Origin of the sequence: Pseudomonas marginalis (assembly GCF_008692035.1) — a bacterium.
GTDB lineage: Bacteria > Pseudomonadota > Gammaproteobacteria > Pseudomonadales > Pseudomonadaceae > Aquipseudomonas > Aquipseudomonas marginalis.
This window is the reverse complement of sequence record NZ_VTFG01000006.1, coordinates 46,350-65,997: the sequence shown is the minus strand read 5'-3', so window position 1 is coordinate 65,997 and position 19,648 is coordinate 46,350. Positions and strand designations below refer to the sequence as shown.

General features: G+C 61.1%; 16 protein-coding genes. 11 read left to right on the top strand and 5 right to left on the bottom strand.

What is annotated here, in order from left to right; genetic code table 11:
- Window positions 1-369: 369 nt before the first annotated feature.
- Entirely contained in the window at window positions 370-2,250 is a 1,881-nt protein-coding gene (locus tag FX984_RS32195) for a methyl-accepting chemotaxis protein (RefSeq protein ID WP_027608051.1), read from the top strand.
- A 38-nt stretch (window positions 2,251-2,288) separates the two neighbouring features.
- Here FX984_RS32195 and FX984_RS32190 read toward each other — a convergent pair whose 3' ends face one another.
- From FX984_RS32190 to FX984_RS32170, 5 genes are all read right to left on the bottom strand, one after another.
- Window positions 2,289-2,753 (bottom strand): SRPBCC family protein, encoded by a 465-nt coding sequence (locus FX984_RS32190; protein ID WP_065940988.1) that lies wholly within the window; start codon window positions 2,751-2,753, stop codon window positions 2,289-2,291.
- A 19-nt stretch (window positions 2,754-2,772) separates the two neighbouring features.
- Complete coding sequence (locus tag FX984_RS32185) at window positions 2,773-6,150, bottom strand: amino acid adenylation domain-containing protein (RefSeq protein WP_146478331.1); 3,378 nt, start codon at window positions 6,148-6,150, stop codon at window positions 2,773-2,775.
- A complete protein-coding gene (locus FX984_RS32180) occupies window positions 6,147-7,085 on the bottom strand; it encodes a diiron oxygenase (RefSeq protein ID WP_146478332.1) in 939 nt (312 codons plus the stop codon). The genes FX984_RS32185 and FX984_RS32180 overlap by 4 nt, the downstream gene beginning before the upstream one ends.
- Window positions 7,082-7,840 carry a DUF3050 domain-containing protein gene (locus FX984_RS32175; RefSeq protein ID WP_027608055.1) on the bottom strand — a complete coding sequence of 253 codons (759 nt, stop codon included), beginning with the start codon at window positions 7,838-7,840 and terminating at the stop codon, window positions 7,082-7,084. Before FX984_RS32175 ends, FX984_RS32180 begins: the two co-directional genes overlap by 4 nt.
- A 338-nt stretch (window positions 7,841-8,178) precedes the next feature.
- On the bottom strand, window positions 8,179-8,886 hold the full coding sequence (locus FX984_RS32170; protein ID WP_098480644.1) for a GntR family transcriptional regulator: 708 nt from the start codon (window positions 8,884-8,886) through the stop codon (window positions 8,179-8,181).
- Between the two features lie 265 nt (window positions 8,887-9,151).
- On the opposite strand from FX984_RS32170, the gene FX984_RS32165 reads away from it, so the two are divergent.
- From FX984_RS32165 to FX984_RS32120, 10 genes are all read left to right on the top strand, one after another.
- Window positions 9,152-10,045: a TauD/TfdA dioxygenase family protein gene (locus tag FX984_RS32165; protein ID WP_027608057.1), complete on the top strand. Its 894-nt coding sequence runs from the start codon at window positions 9,152-9,154 to the stop codon at window positions 10,043-10,045.
- Between the two features lie 14 nt (window positions 10,046-10,059).
- A complete protein-coding gene (locus tag FX984_RS32160; protein WP_108574894.1) occupies window positions 10,060-11,085 on the top strand; it encodes an ABC transporter substrate-binding protein in 1,026 nt (341 codons plus the stop codon).
- 1 nt (window position 11,086) lies between these two features.
- Window positions 11,087-11,938 (top strand): ABC transporter ATP-binding protein, encoded by an 852-nt coding sequence (locus FX984_RS32155; RefSeq protein ID WP_027608059.1) that lies wholly within the window; start codon window positions 11,087-11,089, stop codon window positions 11,936-11,938.
- Window positions 11,939-11,950: 12 nt separating this feature from the next.
- The gene (locus FX984_RS32150) at window positions 11,951-12,799 is read left to right on the top strand and encodes an ABC transporter permease (protein ID WP_065940996.1); all 849 of its coding nucleotides are present in this window, start codon (window positions 11,951-11,953) and stop codon (window positions 12,797-12,799) included.
- Window positions 12,800-12,858: 59 nt separating this feature from the next.
- Window positions 12,859-13,779: a LysR family transcriptional regulator gene (locus FX984_RS32145; protein ID WP_027608061.1), complete on the top strand. Its 921-nt coding sequence runs from the start codon at window positions 12,859-12,861 to the stop codon at window positions 13,777-13,779.
- A 235-nt stretch (window positions 13,780-14,014) separates the two neighbouring features.
- Window positions 14,015-15,550: an MFS transporter gene (locus FX984_RS32140; RefSeq protein ID WP_065940997.1), complete on the top strand. Its 1,536-nt coding sequence runs from the start codon at window positions 14,015-14,017 to the stop codon at window positions 15,548-15,550.
- Between the two features lie 15 nt (window positions 15,551-15,565).
- Window positions 15,566-16,624, top strand: a complete 1,059-nt coding sequence (locus tag FX984_RS32135; protein WP_092358600.1) for an HlyD family secretion protein — start codon at window positions 15,566-15,568, stop codon at window positions 16,622-16,624.
- A complete protein-coding gene (locus tag FX984_RS32130; RefSeq protein ID WP_098480641.1) occupies window positions 16,621-18,066 on the top strand; it encodes an efflux transporter outer membrane subunit in 1,446 nt (481 codons plus the stop codon). Before FX984_RS32135 ends, FX984_RS32130 begins: the two co-directional genes overlap by 4 nt.
- 73 nt (window positions 18,067-18,139) lie before the next feature.
- Complete coding sequence (locus FX984_RS32125) at window positions 18,140-18,649, top strand: sigma-70 family RNA polymerase sigma factor (protein WP_027608065.1); 510 nt, start codon at window positions 18,140-18,142, stop codon at window positions 18,647-18,649.
- A complete protein-coding gene (locus FX984_RS32120; RefSeq protein WP_092358604.1) occupies window positions 18,646-19,596 on the top strand; it encodes a FecR domain-containing protein in 951 nt (316 codons plus the stop codon). The genes FX984_RS32125 and FX984_RS32120 overlap by 4 nt, the downstream gene beginning before the upstream one ends.
- Window positions 19,597-19,648 lie beyond the last annotated feature (52 nt).

The following is a 19,648-nucleotide window of genomic DNA, read 5'->3' as shown; positions in this document are numbered from 1 at the left end:
CCCAGAACCCCTGTCTGCTCATGCAGACAGGGGTTTTGTCGTTTAGAGGGTTTATGAACTCTGTAAGCGAGCAGCAACTACGCCTACCCAACTCCAAAATCAGGTTCATGGCACTGACCTGCTTTAAGAGCACGACGCAGGTAATAGGGAAGAATTTTTACTTCTAAATCTTGTACGACAACCTTTGGTCGGTTTCCTACGTAAAAGGACGATTCATCCCACAATTCCCTAAGCTTTCCTCCAGCTTGGCCGAAAGCCTGATGAGCCATGCGTGCACCGAAATAGAGCGGCCCGAGACGCCGCCTATACCGTACATGGAATGTTCCTCTCGGCACGCTCACCCCCATTTGGCAAAAAGAAGTCGATGAAATGAATCTCAAATTCAGTCATAAAATTCTGTTGGCCGCGTCAGGCGTTGTGGTTCTGGCCTTCGCGTTATTCACGCTTTACAACGATTACCTGCAGCGCAGCACCATCAAACAGAATCTGGAGTCGTCTATCCAGCAGTCCGGTGAGCTCACCGCGAGTAGTGTGCAGAACTGGCTTAGCGGTCGAATACTGGTGCTCGAAAGTCTGACGCAAAACGTTGCCCATCAGGGTAGTGCTGCTGATCTTCCAGGGTTGGTTGATCAACCGGCGTTCACCTCGAACTTCCAGTTCACCTACGTTGGCCAAACCAACGGTGTGTTCACCCAGCGCCCGGACGCAAAAATGCCTGACGGCTACGACCCTCGTCAGCGTCCCTGGTACAAGCAAGCCGTGGCTGCCGATAAACCCATGCTCACGCCGCCCTATATGGCCGCCGTGGGTGGGCAGATCGTAACTATCGCTATGCCGGTGAAAAAGAACGGCGAGTTGCTCGGCGTGGTCGGCGGAGACCTGAGCCTGCAAACCCTGGTGAAAATCATCAATTCGGTGGACTTCGGCGGCATCGGCCATGCGTTTCTGGTCAGCGGCGACGGCCAAGTCATCGTAAGTCCTGACGAAGACCAGGTGATGAAAAACCTCAAGGACATCTACCCGGGCACTAACGTCCGTATTGAGAAAGTTAATCAGGACGTAGTTCTCAAGGGCCAGGATCGCATCCTGTCGTTCACACCTATCAGTGGCTTGCCCGGTGCAGATTGGTATATCGGCCTGTCGATTGATAAAGACAAAGCCTACGCACCGTTGGGCAAATTCCGTACGTCTGCATTGATCGCCATGCTGATCGCCGTAGTCGCGATTGCCGTGCTCTTGAGCCTGCTGATTCAAGTGTTACTGCGGCCCCTGACCACCATGGGTATTGCCATGCAGGACATTGCCCAAGGTGAGGGCGACCTGACTCGCCGCTTGACGGTCACCAGTAAAGACGAGTTCGGTGAAGTGGGCAGCGCGTTCAACCGGTTCGTGGAGCGTATCCACGCCTCGATTTCCGAAGTGTCTTCTGCAACACGTCAGGTGCATGACCTGTCTCAGCGTGTGATGGCGTCATCCAACGCCTCGATCATCGGCTCTGATGAGCAAAGCGCACGCACCAACAGCGTGGCCGCCGCAATCAACGAACTGGGGGCTGCCACCCAGGAAATCGCGCGTAACGCCGCCGATGCTTCACAGCACGCCAGCGGTGCCAGCGAGCAGGCTGATGATGGGCGTAAAGTGGTCGAGCAAACCATCCTGGCAATGTCGGAGCTGTCGCAGAAAATCAGCCTGTCCTGCACTCAGATCGAAACCCTGAACGCCAGCACCGACAATATCGGCCACATCCTTGATGTGATCAAAGGCATCTCCCAGCAAACCAACTTGCTGGCACTGAACGCTGCGATTGAAGCAGCACGTGCCGGGGAAGCCGGACGCGGGTTTGCCGTGGTCGCCGACGAGGTGCGTAACCTGGCTCACCGTACCCAGGAGTCGGCTGAGGAGATTCATAAAATGATCACTTCGCTGCAAGTGGGTTCGCGTGAAGCCGTGACCACCATGAATGCCAGCCAGACCTCCAGCGAGGAAAGTGTCCAGGTGGCCAACCAGGCCGGTGAGCGCCTGGTCAGCGTAACGCAGCGAATTGTCGAGATCGACGGCATGAACCAGTCCGTCGCTGCGGCCACCGAGGAGCAAACTGCCGTGGTGGAAACCCTCAACGTCGATATCAACCAGATCAACCTGCTGAACCAGCAGGGTGTGACCAACCTCAACGAAACCCTGAAAGACTGCGATGCGTTGTCGCAACAGGCCAATCGGTTGAAGCAACTGGTCGACAGCTTCAAGATCTGAGCCGCTGAGTGTACGAGTAGGAGCGAGCCGGTTCGCTCCTACTGCTTACCCAGCAAGCGGCGAACATTGTCCAGCGCGCTGTCTGCGAAGCCTTGTACAAACTGTTCAAATCCTTCCTGTGCCGTCTCCAGGGGGTCGGCAATGATGGTCCAGGTTACCTTGGAGCAGTGTGCTCCAAGCGCTTCCACTTTGATTGCGGCCCACAACCTGGCCACGCCCAGGGTGTTGTAGATCGTGGTCCAGGTCATGTGCATCGCTTGCTCATCCCGGCTATTGAGTTGTTCTACGACGCGGTTGCCATCGCGGAAAAATTTCGTGCGTAAAGCGCCCACTCCGGTGCCGATCATTTCGATATGCGTCAAGGAAGGGATGAACGCATCGAAGCCTGCAAACTGCCCCACCATGTTCCATAGACGATTGGCATGGCAGTCGATCACCACAGAGGACACTATCGGCTGGCCGTTCGGGTTATGAATTAACGTATCGGGTTGCAGCGGTTTCATGAAGTTGTCCTGAAGCGGTTCAAAGAAAGCCGATGGCCTTGAGGTAGTTGCAGCCTTTACTCAGCAGTGCCGGGTCTTTTTCGGGGTATTGCTCACCCATCTGCTGAACGCCGCGTTGCGCGTTGTCATGGAGGATCATCGATGTGTCACCGATATCTTCATCCAGTCGATCAAGGTAAAACCCGAGGACACCAAACATCGCATTGTCCAGGCTTACCGTTCGCAGCGCCTGCTGCCAATGCGCAGTACTGACCCGCTCGAACCGGTGGCCCGCCCGGTTGAATGCATCCAGGTAGTGCTCCCAGCTCAGTGGTTGTGGGTTATGCAGGTTGAATACGCTTCTATCGGCTTGAAAGCGATTGCAGTGGAACGCAATGAAGCGAGCCAGAAAGTCCACGGGCATCAGGTCGAAATTCAGGTCCAACCTCGGCAGCATGCCCAACTGCAGCGATCCCTTGAGCATCAACATCAGGCGATTCTTCTGTGGTTGGCAGATACCGTTATGGCTGTTGAAGCTGATATTTCCAGGGCGATGGATGTTCACCCAGGCCCCTTGCTCGATTGCACGCCCCAGGATCCGCTCGGCGACCCACTTGGACAGGTTGTAGCCATTTCGGATGTACAGCGGCAGGGTGGCTGCCGCCGGAGCTTCGAGCACATGCCCCGTCGTGCTGATGCTGCTGGCGGCCGACAATGTCGAGACAAAGTTGAAGACTTTCTTGCAGCGGGTTTCGCACAGGCGCAGGCATTCGAATATGGGGTCGACGTTGTCCCTGGCCAGTGAGGCGTAGTCCAGCACGTGGTTGACCCGTGCTGCGTTGTGCACCAGCGTGCCAAAGTCTGCGGCGAGTGCGTCATACGCGTCACAGGCCAAACCCAACCGCGGAAGGCTGACATCGGCGGCGAATACTCGCACCCTGCTCAAGTCCAGATGTTCCAGTTGGTAGTCACGCAACGCCTGGGTAAAACGAGCCATCGCAGGACTCCCCGGCAAGTCACGCACCAGGCACGCCACCTCGGTGGCCCCGGCGTTCAACAACGCCTCGACAATATGGACGCCGACGAAGCTGTTGGCCCCTGTCACGATCACCTTGTGCGGATTGCCTGCGCGGTCCCCTTGCAACGGATTGATTTCCCACTCCCGTTGAGCGTCCACGGCTGCTCGGACAGAGGATGCGTCTGGCAGTTCACCTTCCTCCATCAGCGTTGCGAGCGTACGAATAGTCGGTACTTCAATGAAATGGCTTAACGCGAAACTACGGCCAAATTGCTCGCGAACGCGCAACAACAGCGTCGACAGCAAAATCGAATGGCCGCCCAGTGCAAAGAAGCTTTCATCGATGGGCAACTGGCTGGTGGGCAAGCCCAGCAGCTCACCCCAAAGGTCGCTCAATCGCGCTTGAAGCGGCGTGTGCGCGGCGCCGGGAGTGGCCTGCAAAATGGGGAGGAAGGGGCGCGACAGCAGCCCCTTGCGGTCGACCTTGCCGTTGTCGCTGTGCGGAATGGCTGGCAGTTCCACCCAGAAACCAGGTTGCATGTAGTCCGGTAGCCACTGGCGCGCATGCTGCTGCAAGGCCACCAGCGTAGCGTTGGGTTCGGGCTGGGCGACAAAGGCGCAGATCCTGCTTTCATGGTCGATCACCACGGCCAGCTCGCGATACAGCCTGCTGCTGCGCAGGCATTGTTCAATCTCCCGGGGGTCGACCCGAAAACCGCGGATCTTTACCTGGTCGTCGCGACGCCCACCCAACACAATCCCTGCGGCGCTCCACTGCGCCAAGTCGCCGCTGCGGTAGGCCCGCAGCCTTTGGCCGCCCGGCACCAGCAGTTCGACGAACGGGCTGTCAGCCTGCCGCGGCGCATTCACATACCCCAGGCTCACTCCGGGCCCGACGATGTACAACTCGCCCATCACCTGTTCATCCACCGGTTGCAGATCGTCATCGAGGATCAGCACCTGGCTATTGGCGATGGGGTAGCCGACATTACGATTATTGTCATCGGGGGCGAACGTCCGGTGCGTAATCAGTACCGTGGTTTCGGTGGGGCCATAGAGGTTGTGCAACTGGCACCGTCCCGCCAGCCGCTCGATTACATGGGGTTCGCAGGCATCGCCACCGGTGAGCAGATGCGTCACGCCCAGGGGGGGATCCGGCGGCAGGATATTGAGCAGCGCAGGCGGCAGGAAGGCATGAGTGACACGCTGTCGGCGGAGCAATTCCAACAGTTGCCCAGGGTCGCGTCGCTGTTCCTCACTGGGTACGATCAACTCGGCGCCGGCAATCAGGGCGGGGAAGATTTCGATCAATGACGAGTCGAAACCCAAGGGCGAAAACTGCAGGACGCGGCTCCGTTCATCCTGCGTCATGCAGGACCCGAACCAAGCGGTGAAATGCGCCAGGTTAGCTTGGCTGAGCAGCACACCCTTGGGCTGGCCCGTACTGCCCGATGTATAGAGCACCATGCACGGCATATCCGAACAGGGGCGATCGTGCATCAGCGAGGATGCGGAATTGGCGTTGTGCGCCTCGACTGTGCTGACATCCAGTGAAATGAAACGCTCCCGCAATGGATGTTGGCCGGCGTCCAGCAATACGCGGGCCCCGGCGTTTTCGAGCATGGCCCGATGGCGTTTTGTGGGTTGATCAGGTCCCAGTGGCAGGTACACCGCGCCACTGCCCAGTACGGCAAGAATGCTGGCATACAATTCCACGGATTTTTCCAGGCATACAGCGATCACCGGTGGCGCCTCAAGCGTCTCCAGCAGCGGGCGCAATCGCAGCTGAATCGCCATGGCCTGTAGGTGCAGTTGGCGGTAGGTCACGGTGTGCCCCGCAATGTTCAGCGCCGGCCGGTCGGCGAACAGGTGAAGGCTGGCCTGCACCCGTTCGATCACCGGTACCTGGGCTTCCTGGATCAGGGCAGGGTTTGCCGTACGATTGAATCGATGCATAAATGCCAACGGCTCAAGCTCGTGCAGGCCGTGGTCGGGCCAGTCAGTGGCAATCGCGCGTGTAGAGAGAGACTCGGGGTCACGTGAGAAGCCACTGACCAGCAGCGCGACCCAATCCACCAGCGCGGTTGTTGCCTGCCGACGCAATCGCTGGCCGTTGCCACTGGGCTCCTCGGCGATGTCCAGCACGGCGAACAAGCGTCGGCCATAGTCATAGGCGCGCACTTGCAGCGCAGGCAACCCACCGTCGCTCAACGGGCCAATCCCCAGGCGCAGACTTATACAGGTGGTTTCGCCCACGTCATCCGGCAACGGCAGGCTGCCGTCTTCAATCCACAGGTCGGTGGCCTCATCCCCTGAAACATGGCCGTACTGTTCCAGCATTGGCCTGATTTCGCCCAGTGCCTTGCTTGTGCCGCACCAGCCGATGGTCAGGCACCTCATTGCGACACCGACAGGTAGTCGTTCAGCACTTGTCCCACGCTCGGCGTTTGCAGCACGCCGCTGTGTTGCAGGAAGCCCATGATATTGGCCATCAACGGGTGCTGGCGGGTGATGGGGAACGCCAGCGCTGATATTTCATCGCGCAGCACACCGCGCAGGCGCTCGCTGATGTCCAGATGTTCGATCAGGCGCAGGTCGAAGTTTTTCTGCAGGTCGTTGGTCAGGTAATGTGCCAGGAATATCGGCAGTACGTGAGCGATGCTGTCACGGTCCTCCGGGCTCGCGGCTTGCCAGTAGATGCGCACCAGCCGCGTCCAGAACTGCGCGTGGCGACCTTCGTCAAACAGGTGGTCGTCCATCAAGCCCCGTATGGAGGCCTTGACACTGCGGTCCTTGGAAAACGCTGCGACATCGTGGGTCACGGTGTTTTCGGCGATGGCTACGCCAATCAGCTCCACAGCATCGCTCAGGTGTTCCGGAGCCTGCGCCTGCGCCGCCGGCAGCGCGCGACTCAGTTCGATATGCCCGGGCAGGTCAATCGGCTGTATGCCCGTCATTGCGACAGTCTGTTGCATGAAATCCAAGGCCACCAAGGCGTGATAGTCCTCGTCCACCACAACCGTCATCGCATCAACGCGACAGGCAAGCGGGAAGGGCAGCGAGAAGCGATTCTTGGCAATGCTGCGCGCGGTCTTGTCGACGATTTCGGTTTCGAAAATCACCACATCGTGGATGAACTTATAGAAGCTTTGCACCAGCACGAAGTCGCGCCATTGCGAGCAATGTTCCATGAAGGTCGCGTTGAGTACCAAGGGCTGACGGCACAGTGGATAGATCAGCTTGTTGTCGTCTTCCAGCAGGCGACGAGGGCGGGTTCGGATGGTGGCGCGGCGTTCCCAGTCGTCGGCGATGGTGGTGTAGCCGGCGGTATTCATGGGTGCACCTCGTGCAGCGCGGCGCGCACCTCGTCCCAGAACGTGATACGGCTTTCTACGGCGGCAAGGGCTGCGTCATGGGCCTGTTGCGGATAAGCCGGGTCTGCACCCACCAGGCGTTCGAGCAGCTCCTCAGCTGCTGGCCCGTGATGTTCAGTATCCAACTCGATGTGGCGCCTGAAATAGCCACACAGGGCCGGTGCCTGGCGATGGATGAGCGTATCGGGCTGCAGGAGGTGTTCGAACATACTTGGTATGACACGCTCACGCCCATGAAGGAATGCGGCGGCTACGCAATGGGTAGGGGCTTGCAGCGCAATGTGCAGCGTGTCGCTGACGAAGCGCGCGGCCCCAGCAGGAACATCGGCCATGCGCAGGGCCGTGCTTGCTTCCACGCCCTGGTGCAGCAGTGCAATGAAACGGTGTATCGCCGAGGTGCTGGCGCCGACTTCGACCATGGCTTCCAGGTACCACTCGAAGTGGCTGCAATGGCCTTGCCTGGGGCGTGAGTCTGATTCTTCGCCCAGCACAATCTCATTGATCAAGCGTGCTGCTTGCGGGTCGGCCGGTGGCAGCCAGGGTAGGCGAGTGCAGGTCAGGTCCTGCTGCAGGCGTTTGGTGAGCGTCATGAAGTCCCAGACAGCGAATACATGGTTTTCCATGAACAGTCGTAACTTTTCCAGCGAAGTTATTTCCAGAAATAACGGATGGCTGCACAACAGCCGTTTTCTTTGTTCCAGTAAAGGTGGGTACATAGTTGATGCCTATAAATTATTGCGTCGTCGCTAAAACAACGTTGGACTTTTGTATGCCGCAAAAAGATAAGAAAGATGTAAACCAGGCTTTGCGCGCACGCGCGCTCACGCAAGTGGGGCTGCACGGTCGAATTAAGTGGCTGGTTTAGTAATGAAAGATAATAAGCGGGTTAAACAAGTTGGCCAGTATATGAATGCATTAGATGTTTTTCTAAATAATATAAGCTGTCGGTAACTTACTTTATAAGAGTGGGAAGTTTCTTCTGCGCGGGGCGCTACTTGGCCAGGTAGGGAACCCCGCAGTGCTCGACGGGCAAGCCGAGCGACCTTACGCGATGTTAGAGCGTCTTCTTTGCGGCGGCTTCGAGGTTATCGAGATAGGTTGTGATCACGTCCATCCCGCGCATCAGGTGATTACGAAGCGTCAGGATGCTTTCCTCGACCTTCTTTTGTGTCACCAGGTTCAGCAGTTCACGATGGTCTTCCTGGGAAGTTTCGCCCAGCCCCATCGCCTCGAGGTTGAAACGCAGGAAGCGCTCCTCCTCATTCAGCCCGTGCTCCACCAGCTTGAGCAGCCGCTGGTTGGGGGCCTTGCCATACAGGGTCATGTGGAACAGGCGATTGAGACGGCCAATCTCGGTGTAGTCTTTTTCCTGTTCCAGGGCACAGATGAGCGTGTCTGCCTCGGCGATATCGGCTTCGGTCAGCAAGGGAATCGACAAACGCAGGGCTTCAGACTCCAGCAACATTCGCAGCTCATAGGTCTCAGCCGAATTGTCTTCGATCAACGGTGCAACCACGGCGCCCTTGTGGGTGACCACATGCAGCAGTGACTGCGCCTCCAACTGACGCAAGGCTTCACGCACCGGCATGCGGCTGACCCCGAACAGGCTGGCCAGCTCCTGCTGACGCATGGCGGTACCGCAGGGCAAGCGGCCATCAAGGATGGCATTGCGCAAGGTTTCTTCAATCACGGAGCGAGCAAGATGGGCGGGAATAGGGCCGGTGATCTTGATGCTGTTCAACGGGTTCGGCTTCTGCGTCACGGTTACGCTATCCTCCTTATTAAAATAGGGTGGCTAATTGGATCCAATGCACACTAGAGGCTGCCCATAGGCTTGTCAAACGGGCACGGTTTCGGCTTGTAAGCGTTTCAACGCTCGACTCCGGCGGCCCACGCGCGGGTTTTGCCAGGTCTGACACGCCGCTGGTGTATTGCGACATTACCGCATATATATATTCTCTAACGGTATTTAAATTACCGTTCTTATGCCTATAAAGTCACTCTCCTGTCTGACCGGGAGTGAACTCATGTCCGCCACCTCTACTGTTCCAACAGCGACCCTTGCCACTCAAACGTTCGAGATTCGACCACTGCCCGGCAGCGTCGGTGCCGAGATTGTCGGCCTGGATTTGTCCCGGCCAGTCAACGACCAGGATTTCGCCCGCATTCATCGCGCGCACCTGGATCACCACGTGGTGGTGTTCCGCGATCAACGCATCACGCCCGAACAACAGATCGCTTTCAGCCGCCGCTTTGGCGTCCTGCAGATCCACGTGCTCAAGCAGTTCCTGCTGGCCAACCACCCGGAAATCCTGATCGTCTCCAACATCATCGAAAACGGCCAATCCATCGGCCTGGGTGACGCAGGCAAATTCTGGCACTCGGACCTGTCCTATAAAGAGCTGCCGAGCCTGGGCTCGATGCTCCACGCCCAGGAGCTGCCGTCCGAAGGCGGCGATACCCTGTTTGCCGACATGCACAAAGCCTGGGACCAACTGCCCGAGCACCTGCGCAAAGCCGTGGAAGGCCGCAGTGCCGCACACTCTTATACCGCGCGCTACAGCGAAACCAAATTCGAAGGCAACTGGCGCCCGACGTTGACGCCCGAGCAGCTTGCCCAAGTCGCGGAAGTGGTTCACCCCATCGTGCGCACCCATCCGGAAAACGGCCGCAGGGCGCTGTTCGTCAGCGAAGGCTTCACCACCCGCATCGTCGGCCTGCCGGAAGATGAAAGCCGCGAACTGCTGGCCCAGCTCTACGCCCACAGTGTGCTGCCGCATAACATCTACCGCCACCAATGGCAGCCCCACGACCTGGTGTTCTGGGACAACCGCTCGCTGATCCACCTGGCCGCCGGTTGCCCGAGCCATCTGCGCCGCAAGCTGTTTCGCACCACCATCCAGGGCGACGCGCCTTTCTGATTCGGAGCATGACCATGTCCAGGAAAACCCCATTTGCACGGCTGGCCACGACCGTCGGCCTCGGTATGAGCCTGTTGGCCGGCAGCCTGCTGGCTCCGACGGCTGCGCAGGCCGAAGGCGAGATCCGCATCGCCGAACAGTTCGGTATCGTCTACCTGCTGCTTAACGTAGTGCGCGACCAGAACCTGATCGAAAAATACGGCAAGCAGGAAGGTCTCGACATCAAGGTCGATTGGACCCAGCTGTCCGGCGGCGCAGCGGTCAACGACGCACTGCTCTCCGGCTCGATCGATATCGCCGGTGCCGGCGTCGGCCCGCTGTTGACCATCTGGGACCGCACCCATGGCAAGCAGAACGTCAAGGCCGTGGCCTCCCTGGGCAACTTCCCCTACTACCTGGTCAGTAACAATCCCAAGGTCAAGACCATTGCCGATTTCACCGACAAGGACCGTATCGCCGTGCCCGCGGTGGGCGTGTCGGTGCAGTCGCGCTTCCTGCAATACGCCGCCGCCAAGCAATGGGGCGACAAGGAATTCAATCGCCTCGACAAGTACACCGTCGCCGTCCCGCACCCGGATGCCACCGCCGCCCTGATCGCCGGCGGCACTGAACTGACCGGGCACTTCTCCAACCCGCCGTTCCAGGATCAGGCCTTGGCCAACCCGAACGTGCATGTGGTGCTGAACACCTACGACCTGCTGGGGCCGAACTCGCCAACGGTGCTGTTCGCCACCGAGAAATTCCGCAACGACAACCCGAAAACCTACAAGGCATTTGTCGAGGCGTTGACCGAAGCCGCGCAATTCGCCCAGAACGATAAAGGCGCGGCGGCCGACACTTACATCCGCGTCACCAAGGCCAAGATCGACCGCGCCGAATTGCTGAAAATCATCGACAACCCTCAGTTCGAATTCAGCGTCACGCCAAAAAACACCTACCCGCTGGCGGAATTCCTCTACCGCGTCGGCGCCATCAAAAACAAGCCTGAATCGTGGAAGGACTACTTCTTCCAGGATGCCAAGCCCCTGCAAGGAAGTTGAGATGAACGCGCCCTTGCAAGGCCACACGGCCAGCAACCTGCACACCGCCGCACCATTGCTGGCGGTGGATAACGTCAGCCTGGAATACCGCACCCCCGAGCGCGTGGTGCGCGCCACTCACCAAGTCAGCTTCGAGATCGACCCGGCGGATCGCTACGTGTTGCTCGGCCCATCGGGTTGCGGCAAATCCACACTGCTCAAGTCCATTGCCGGGTTTATCAAACCCTGCGAAGGCGAGATCCGCCTGCTGGGGCAAAAGGTCGAACAGCCGGGCCCGGACCGCATCGTGGTGTTCCAGGAGTTCGACCAGCTGCCGCCGTGGAAAACCGTCAAGCAGAACGTGATGTTTCCGCTGCTGGCGTCGAAGACCTTAGCGCGTCGCGAAGCCGAAGAACGGGCGCTGCACTACCTCGACAAAGTCGGCCTCAGCGCCTTTGCCGACGCTTACCCGCACACCCTTTCCGGCGGTATGAAAGCCCGCGTGGCCATCGCCCGCGCCCTGGCCATGCAGCCGAAAATCCTGCTCATGGACGAACCCTTCGCCGCCCTCGACGCCCTGACCCGGCGCAAGATGCAGGAGGAATTGCTGCTGCTCTGGGAAGAAGTGCGCTTCACCCTGCTGTTCGTCACCCACTCCATCGAAGAAGCGCTGGTGGTGGGCAATCGCATCCTGCTGCTGTCGCCGCATCCGGGGCGTGTGCGCGCGGAAATCCACAGCCATCAATACGACCTGCACAGCCTCGGTGGCGTGGAGTTCCAGGCGTCGGCGCGGCGGATTCATCGCCTGTTGTTCGATGAAGCGCCCGAGGCCGAACGTGAGTTGGGTTTCGCCGACATCCGCATCGCTTACTAAGGGGACAACCCAATGCGCCAGGAATACGAAATCAACCTTGAGCCGCTGCTCAGCGTCCCCGTGGAACGCGAACTGCCCCTGCGCCAACGCCTGTGGCAGCAAGGCTGGCTACGCAAGGGCCTGATCCTGATCGTGCTCGCGATCCTTTGGGAAGCCGTCGCGCGTTACCAGAACAACGACCTGCTGCTGCCCAGCTTCCTGCAGACCTTTCACGCGCTCTATGACGGCCTGCTCAGTGGCGAACTGCTGGGCAAGGTGAGCATCTCGCTGGTGGTGCTGATCAAGGGCTACCTGATCGGCATCGTGCTGGCGTTTGCCCTGACCACCCTGGCGGTGTCGACGCAACTGGGCCGTGACCTGCTGAGCACCCTGACCTCGATGTTCAACCCACTGCCGGCCATCGCCTTATTGCCGCTGGCGCTGCTGTGGTTCGGCCTGGGCCAGAACAGCCTGATTTTCGTGCTGGTGCATTCGGTGTTGTGGGCGCTGGCGCTCAACACCTATTCCGGGTTTCTCGGTGTGTCCGAAACCCTGCGCATGGCCGGTCGCAACTATGGCCTCAAGGGCATGCGTTTCGTGTTGTTCATCCTGATCCCGGCGGCACTGCCGTCGATCCTCGCCGGGCTGAAAATCGGTTGGGCCTTCGCCTGGCGCACCCTGATCGCCGCCGAGCTGGTATTCGGTGCGACCAGCGGCAAGGGCGGCCTGGGCTGGTACATCTTCCAGAACCGCAACGAGCTGTACACCGACAAGGTATTCGCCGGCCTGGCGGTGGTGATCCTGATCGGCCTGCTGGTGGAAAACCTGGTGTTCGACACCTTCGAGCGGCTAACCGTGAAACGGTGGGGCATGCAGCGCTGATACCCCCAGCCTGCTACGATTGCGGCCAGCTCACTCCCGACTGACCACGAGTGCTTGGCATGCAACTACCCGACATGAACCTGTTGGTCGCCCTCGACGCCTTGCTCGACGAGGGCAGCGTGGTGGGCGCCGCGCGGCGGATGAACCTCAGTCCGGCGGCCATGAGCCGTACCCTCACACGTATTCGCGAAGCGGTGGGCGATCCGATCCTGGTGCGCGCCGGTCGCGGCCTGGTGCCGACGCCCAAGGCCTTGCAGTTGCAAGGCCAGGTGCGCAACGTGGTGGAGCAGGCGGCGTTGCTGTTTCGCTCGGCGGATCAGGTTGATTTGAGCACCTTGCGCCGTCGCTTCAGTGTGCGCGCCAATGACTTTTTCATCGGCGTGTATGGCGGTCGGCTGTTCGACACCATGGAGCGCATGGCGCCACTGTGCGAGCTGTGTTTCGTGCCTGAAGGCGACACCGATGATGAAGCCCTGCGCGAAGGGCGGCTGGACCTGCGCGTGAGCAACACCATGCCGGTCACTCCGGAAGTGAAGGTGCAGAACCTGTTTTCCACCACCTTCGTGGGCCTCGCGCGGGAGGACCATCCGTTGTTTGACGACGAGATCACCGCCGCGCGCTTCGCCAGCTATTCCCATATCAGCATCTCGCGACGTGGCATCGCCCGTGGCCCGATCGACACTGCACTGAATGCCCAGGGCCTGGAGCGGCGGGTGGCGATGATTGCGCCGGGTTTTCACGGTGCGATGTTCATGTTGCCCGATTCCGACCTGATTCTGCCGGTGCCCAAGGAAGCCCTGTTGAGCGCCAACCGCTTGAAGCTGCCACTGCGCGCGTTTGCGTTGCCGATCTCGCTGCCGACGTTGGTATTGGCCCAATCCTGGCACCCGCGCTTCGACAAAGACCCGGCTCATAAGTGGCTGCGCGAAACCATGCGCGAAAGTTGCCACGCCACCTGGCTGGAAGCCCAACCCACCTGATCTACAAGCCATGCGCGGTCAAAATGTGGGAGGGGGCTTGCTCCCGATTGCTGTGTGCCAGACCCAGATTTTCTATCTAATCCAGCGCAATCGGGAGCAAGCCCCCTCCCACAAGGGTTCTATAGTGAATCCAGGATTGCGCCTGGCGCACTTATATCCTGCCAACATGTAACTTTTTGTCATGGATGTGCCTGATTAAACTGCTCGGGTATTTCTAATCCCGAGCTGCCTGTTCATGACTTCCCTCGCTGCCCCCACCCTTGCGGCCGCAGCCAGACCCACCGCCATCACCCCGCCTGTATTCGGCCCGCGCATCATCATCGGCCTGGTCGGCGTGTTGCTCGCGGTGCTGGTGTCCGGCCTCAACGAGATGGTCACCAAGGTGGCCCTCGCGGATATTCGCGGTGCGCTGTACATCGGCTTTGACGAAGGCACCTGGCTGGTGGCCGCGTACACGGCCACTTCCGTGTCGGCCATGGCCTTTGCGCCCTGGTGTTCGGTGACGTTTTCCCTGCGGCGCTTCACCCTGTGCGCCATTGGCCTGTTCACCGTGCTCGGGATCCTGTGCCCGTTTGCGCCGAACTACCAAAGCCTGCTGCTGCTGCGTACCGTCCAAGGCCTGGCCGGCGGTGCCTTACCGCCGATGCTGATGACCGTGGCGCTGCGCTTCCTGCCGGCCAACGTCAAGCTGTATGGCCTGGCTGGCTACGCACTTACCGCCACGTTCGGGCCGAGCCTCGGCACGCCGTTGGCGGCGCTGTGGACCGAATACGTCGGCTGGCAGTGGGCGTTCTGGCAGATCGTCGGGCCATGCCTGCTGGCCATGGCCGCCGTGGCCTACGGTTTGCCGCAAGACCCGCTGCGCCTGGAGCGCTTCAAGCAGTTCAACTGGCGCGGACTGCTGCTGGGGTTTCCGGCGATCTGCATGCTGGTGATCGGCATCCTGCAGGGCAATCGCCTGGACTGGTTCGAGTCGGGCCTGATCACCTTCCTGCTATGCGGCGGCAGTGTGCTGCTGGTGCTGTTCATGCTCAATGAATGGTCGCACCCGATGCCGTTTTTCAAATTGCAGATGCTCGGCCTGCGCAACCTGGCGTTTGCCCTGATCGTGCTGGCAGGCGTGCTGATGGTGCTGACCTCGGTGATCATCATCCCCTCGAGTTTCCTCGCTCAGGTCCAGGGTTATCGCCCATTGCAAACCGCGCCGGTGATGCTGCTGATGGCGCTGCCGCAATTGATCGCGCTGCCGCTGGTGGCGGCGTTGTGCAACCTGCGCTGGGTCGATTGCCGCTGGGTCCTGGGGATCGGGCTGGGGATGTTGGTGCTGTGTTGCGTGGGCAGTGCGCACCTGACCTCGGCATGGATTCGCGACGATTTCTACGGCCTGTACCTGCTGCAAATCTTCGGGCAGCCCATGGCGGTGTTGCCGCTGCTGATGCTCTCCACCGGCAGCATTCAACCGGCGGATGGGCCGTTCGCCTCGGCCTGGTTCAACACCGTCAAAGGCCTGGCTGCCGTGATTGCCACCGGCGTGCTGGATGCGTTGACCACCCAGCGCCTGCACTTTCACTCGACCATGCTGGTGGACCGCCTGGGTAACTCGCCGCTGGCCGACGGCGATGCGCCGGGCCTGGCCCACCGCCTGCACGAGCAGGCCGTGGTGCTGACTTCTTCGGACCTCTATTACGTCATGGCCGCTGTCGCGGTGGCGTTGATCTTGCTGATTTTCTGGATGCCCACGCGGATTTTTCCGCCTCGCGCACCGACCTAGCCACAAGGACTTCCCATGAAACGCAAAGACAAAATCGCCGTCTCCGTTATCGCCGTGTTTGCCGTCGGCGTGCTGGTCTACCTGGTCGCGCCCGGCCTGTTGGGCAACAAGCGCCAGGCCACCAACGACGCCTTCGTCGCCGCCGATTTCACCCTGGTGGCGCCACGTGTGGCGGGCTTTATCAAGGAAGTGCTGGTGGAAGACAACCAGCGCGTCAAGGCCGGGCAACTGCTGGCGCTGATCGACGACCGCGATTTTCGCGCCGCCGCCCAGGCCGCCGACGCCGACACCCTGGTCGCCCAGGCCCAGCTGAAGAACGCCACCGCGACCCTGGAGCGCCAAACCTCGGTGATCGCCCAGGCCCAGGCCACCGTGGCGGCAGACCGCGCCGAAGTGGCCTTCGCCGAACATGAGCTGAACCGCTACAACCACCTCGCCGGCGTGGGCGCGGGCACCGTGCAAAACGCCCAGCAAGCCAAGACCCGCATCGACCAGGCCACCGCGCGCCTGGCTAACGCCACGGCGGTGCTGGCGGCCGAGCGCAAGCAGGTGGAAATCCTCACGGCCCAGCGCGATGCCGCCGAAGGTGGGCTCAAGCGTGCCCAGGCCGCGTTGGAAATGGCCAGTTATCAGCTGTCCTACACGCGCATCGTCGCGCCGGTGGATGGCATGGTCGGTGAGCGCGCGGTGCGGGTGGGGGCCTATGTGACCCCGGGCAGCAAGATCCTCGCGGTGGTGCCGTTGGCCGAGGCCTACGTGGTCGCCAATTTCCAGGAAACCCAGCTGTCCCATATGCACGCCGGCCAGGCCGTGCAGGTGCGGGTCGACAGCCTCGACGGGGAGCTGCTCAACGGCCACCTGGAGAGCCTCGCACCTGCCACGGGTGTGACCTTCGCATCGGTCAAGCCGGACAACGCGACCGGCAACTTCACCAAGGTGGTGCAGCGTATCCCGGTGAAAATCGTCCTCGAACCCAACCAACCGCTGACCGAGCGCCTGCGGGTCGGCATGTCGGTCGAGGCCAGCGTCGACACCCAGCCGGTCGCGCCGCAGCGTGAGGTGGCCCAGCAATGAGACACCTTGCCTGGCTCACCCTGAGTGTTATCAGCCTGAGTGCCTGCACTGTCGGGCCGGATTTTCAGCGCCCGCACACGCCGCAAGCCACGCGGTGGAGCGAACCTCAAGGGCGACAAGCCGCCAGCCGAGCAGTGAGTGATCCGCTGCAAGAACGCTGGTGGGACGTGTTCCACGACGAGCAACTGTCGGCCCTCACGCGCCGCGCGCTGACCGATAACCTCGACCTGAAACTGGCCAGCAGCCGCCTGCAACAAAGCCGCGCGGTGCGCCAGGTGACTACCGCCGAGCGTTATCCCACTGTCGACGCCACGGGCGCCTACCAGCGTAAACGCAACAGCGGCAAAGGCTTGAACGACCCCTCCGGCGAAAACGGGCGTTCCGCGTTCAACCAGTGGGATGTGGGCTTCTCGGCGTCCTGGGAGCTGGACTTCTGGGGTCGGGTCAAACGCGAAACCGAAGCCGCCGACGCCACCCTGCAAGTGGCGGAAAACGACCGCCGCGCCGTGCTGTTGTCGGTACTGGCCGAGACCGCCCAGGACTACATCCAGCTGCGTGGCGTACAGAACACCCGCGCGGTGACCGAGCAAAACCTCGACGTCGCCCGCCACAGCCTCAAGCTCTCGCAACTGCGTCTGGCCGACGGCGTGGCCACCGACCTGGATGTTGCCGAAGCGGCCGCCCAGGTCGCCGCCATCGAAGCGCGGCTGCCGGATCTGCAGCAACGCCAGGACCAGTTGATCAACGCCCTCAGCCTGCTGATGGGCGAGCCACCGCAGGCCCTGCACGCGCAATTGTCCAAGGACGCCGCCGTACCGCAGACCCAACGCCAGGTCGCCATCGGCCTGCCGTCGGAACTCGCCGAGCGCCGTCCGGATATACGCCAGGCCGAGGCGCGCCTGCACGCCGCCACCGCCAGCATCGGCGTGGCCAAGGGCGATTTTTACCCGCGTATTACCTTGTCCGGCAGCCTCGGCTCCCAGGCCATGCAACTGTCGGATTTCGGCTCCTGGGGCTCCCGCGCGTTTGCCTTCGGCCCGCAAGTGAGCCTGCCACTGTTCAACGGCGGCCGCCTGCAAGGCATGCTGGACCTGCGCGAAGCCCAGCAACAGGAAGCGGCCCTGGCCTACCAGCACACCGTGCTGCGAGCCTGGCATGAAATCGACGACCAACTGACCCGCTACAACGCCAGCCAACTGCGTCGCGATAGCCTCGCCGAAGCCGTGCGCCAGAACCAGATCGCCCTGACCACCGCGCAGCACCAATACGTTGAAGGTGTGGTGGATTTCGTCAACGTGCTCACCGTGCAAAGCGCGCTGCTGGCCACGCAGGAGCAGTGGGTGGAGAGTTCTACTGGCGTGTCGTTGGCCATGGTCGGCTTGTACAAGGCGTTGGGCGGGGGGTGGGAATCGGTGTATCCGCTGCAAACCGCCGAGCGCTGAACCACAAAGAGTTTTGCCAGCCGCGAAACAAGGTGTAATGATAATTGCTCTCAATAATGTATCTGAGTTTTTCATGGACACCGCGACTGACGGCCAGCAACAGCTTCACCTCCTGTACCGTGACCATCACGGCTGGCTGCAAGGCTGGCTGCGCAAGCGCCTGGGCGACCGCGAACACGCCGCCGATGTGGCGCAGGACACCTTCCTGCGCCTGCTGGTCTCCGGTCGCTACCCCGGTGACAAGGAAAGCCGCAGCTATCTGGTGCAGATCGCGCGCAACCTGGTGATCGACCAATGGCGCCGCCTGCGTATCGAGCGTGCCTACCTGGAAAGCATCGCGCATTTACCCGAGCCCGAGTCGCCGAGCCTGGAAACCCGTGCGCTGATTCTCGAAACCCTGATGCAGATCGACGCCATGCTCGACCGCATGCCCGACAACGTACGCCGCGCGTTCCTGCTCTCGCAGTTCGAAGGCCTGAGCTACGCGCAGATCGCCGAGCGCCTGGGCGTCACGGTCAGTTCGGTGCAGAAGTACATGACCCGCGCGATCGTCGCCTGCTACCAGGTGGCGTACGCAGAATGAGGCCCGACGCCCCCATCGCCCCGGCCATTGTCGAGCAAGCCAGCGAATGGCTGATGCTGCACTGGAGCGGCGAACTGCAAGGCGAGCAACGCCAGGCGTTTGCGCAATGGCAGGCGGCGGATCCGGAACACCGTCGCGCCTGGCAACGTCTGCAGCACCTGCAACAAACCCTTGGCAGCGTGCCCGTGGACAGCGCCCGTGCGGTGTTGCGCGACACCCCGGACACCCAGCGCCGCGCCGCGTTGAAACTGCTCGGCCTGCTGCTGGTGGCGGGTGGAAGCGGCTACCTGGTGCAGCGCAGCGAACCCTGGCAGGCAGCCTTTGCCGACTACCGCACCACCACCGGCGAGATTCGCCACGTGACCCTCAGCGACGGCACGCGCCTGGACCTCAACAGCGACAGTGCAGTGGACCTGCGTTTCAGCGCCAGCGAGCGGCGCATTCGCCTGATCCGTGGCGAGATCCTGTTGACCAGCGGCCACGACCCGGTGCGCCCTTTGATCGTCGAAACCCCGGCCGGTGACGTGCAGGCGCTGGGCACCCGTTTTGCCGTGTGCGAACTGCCCGATGGCAGCCGCGTCGACCTGTATGAAGGCCGCGTGCGGGTCACCCCGTTGCAGGGCCCGGCGGTGCAGATGAATGCCGGCGACAGCCTGTGGTTCAACTCGCGCCAAAGCTCGGCGTTGCCTGCGGTAAGTGCCAATGCCAGCAGTTGGACCGCGCATCGGCTGATCGCCGAGCGCCAGCCATTGGGCGAGTTTGTCGCGCAACTGAGCCGCTATCGTCCAGGCCTGTTGCGTTGTGATCAGGCGGTGTCTGGCCTGCTGCTGACGGGGGTGTTCCCGTTGAACGATACCGACGCGATCCTTGCGGCCCTGGAGCGTTCGCTGCCGGTGCAGGTGCAGTCGGTGACGCGCTACTGGGTGACCATCAAGGCGCGGGCCTGAAAATTTTTTTATCGATGCTTGTCGGTTTGCGCGCCCCGTTCGGGATACCTCT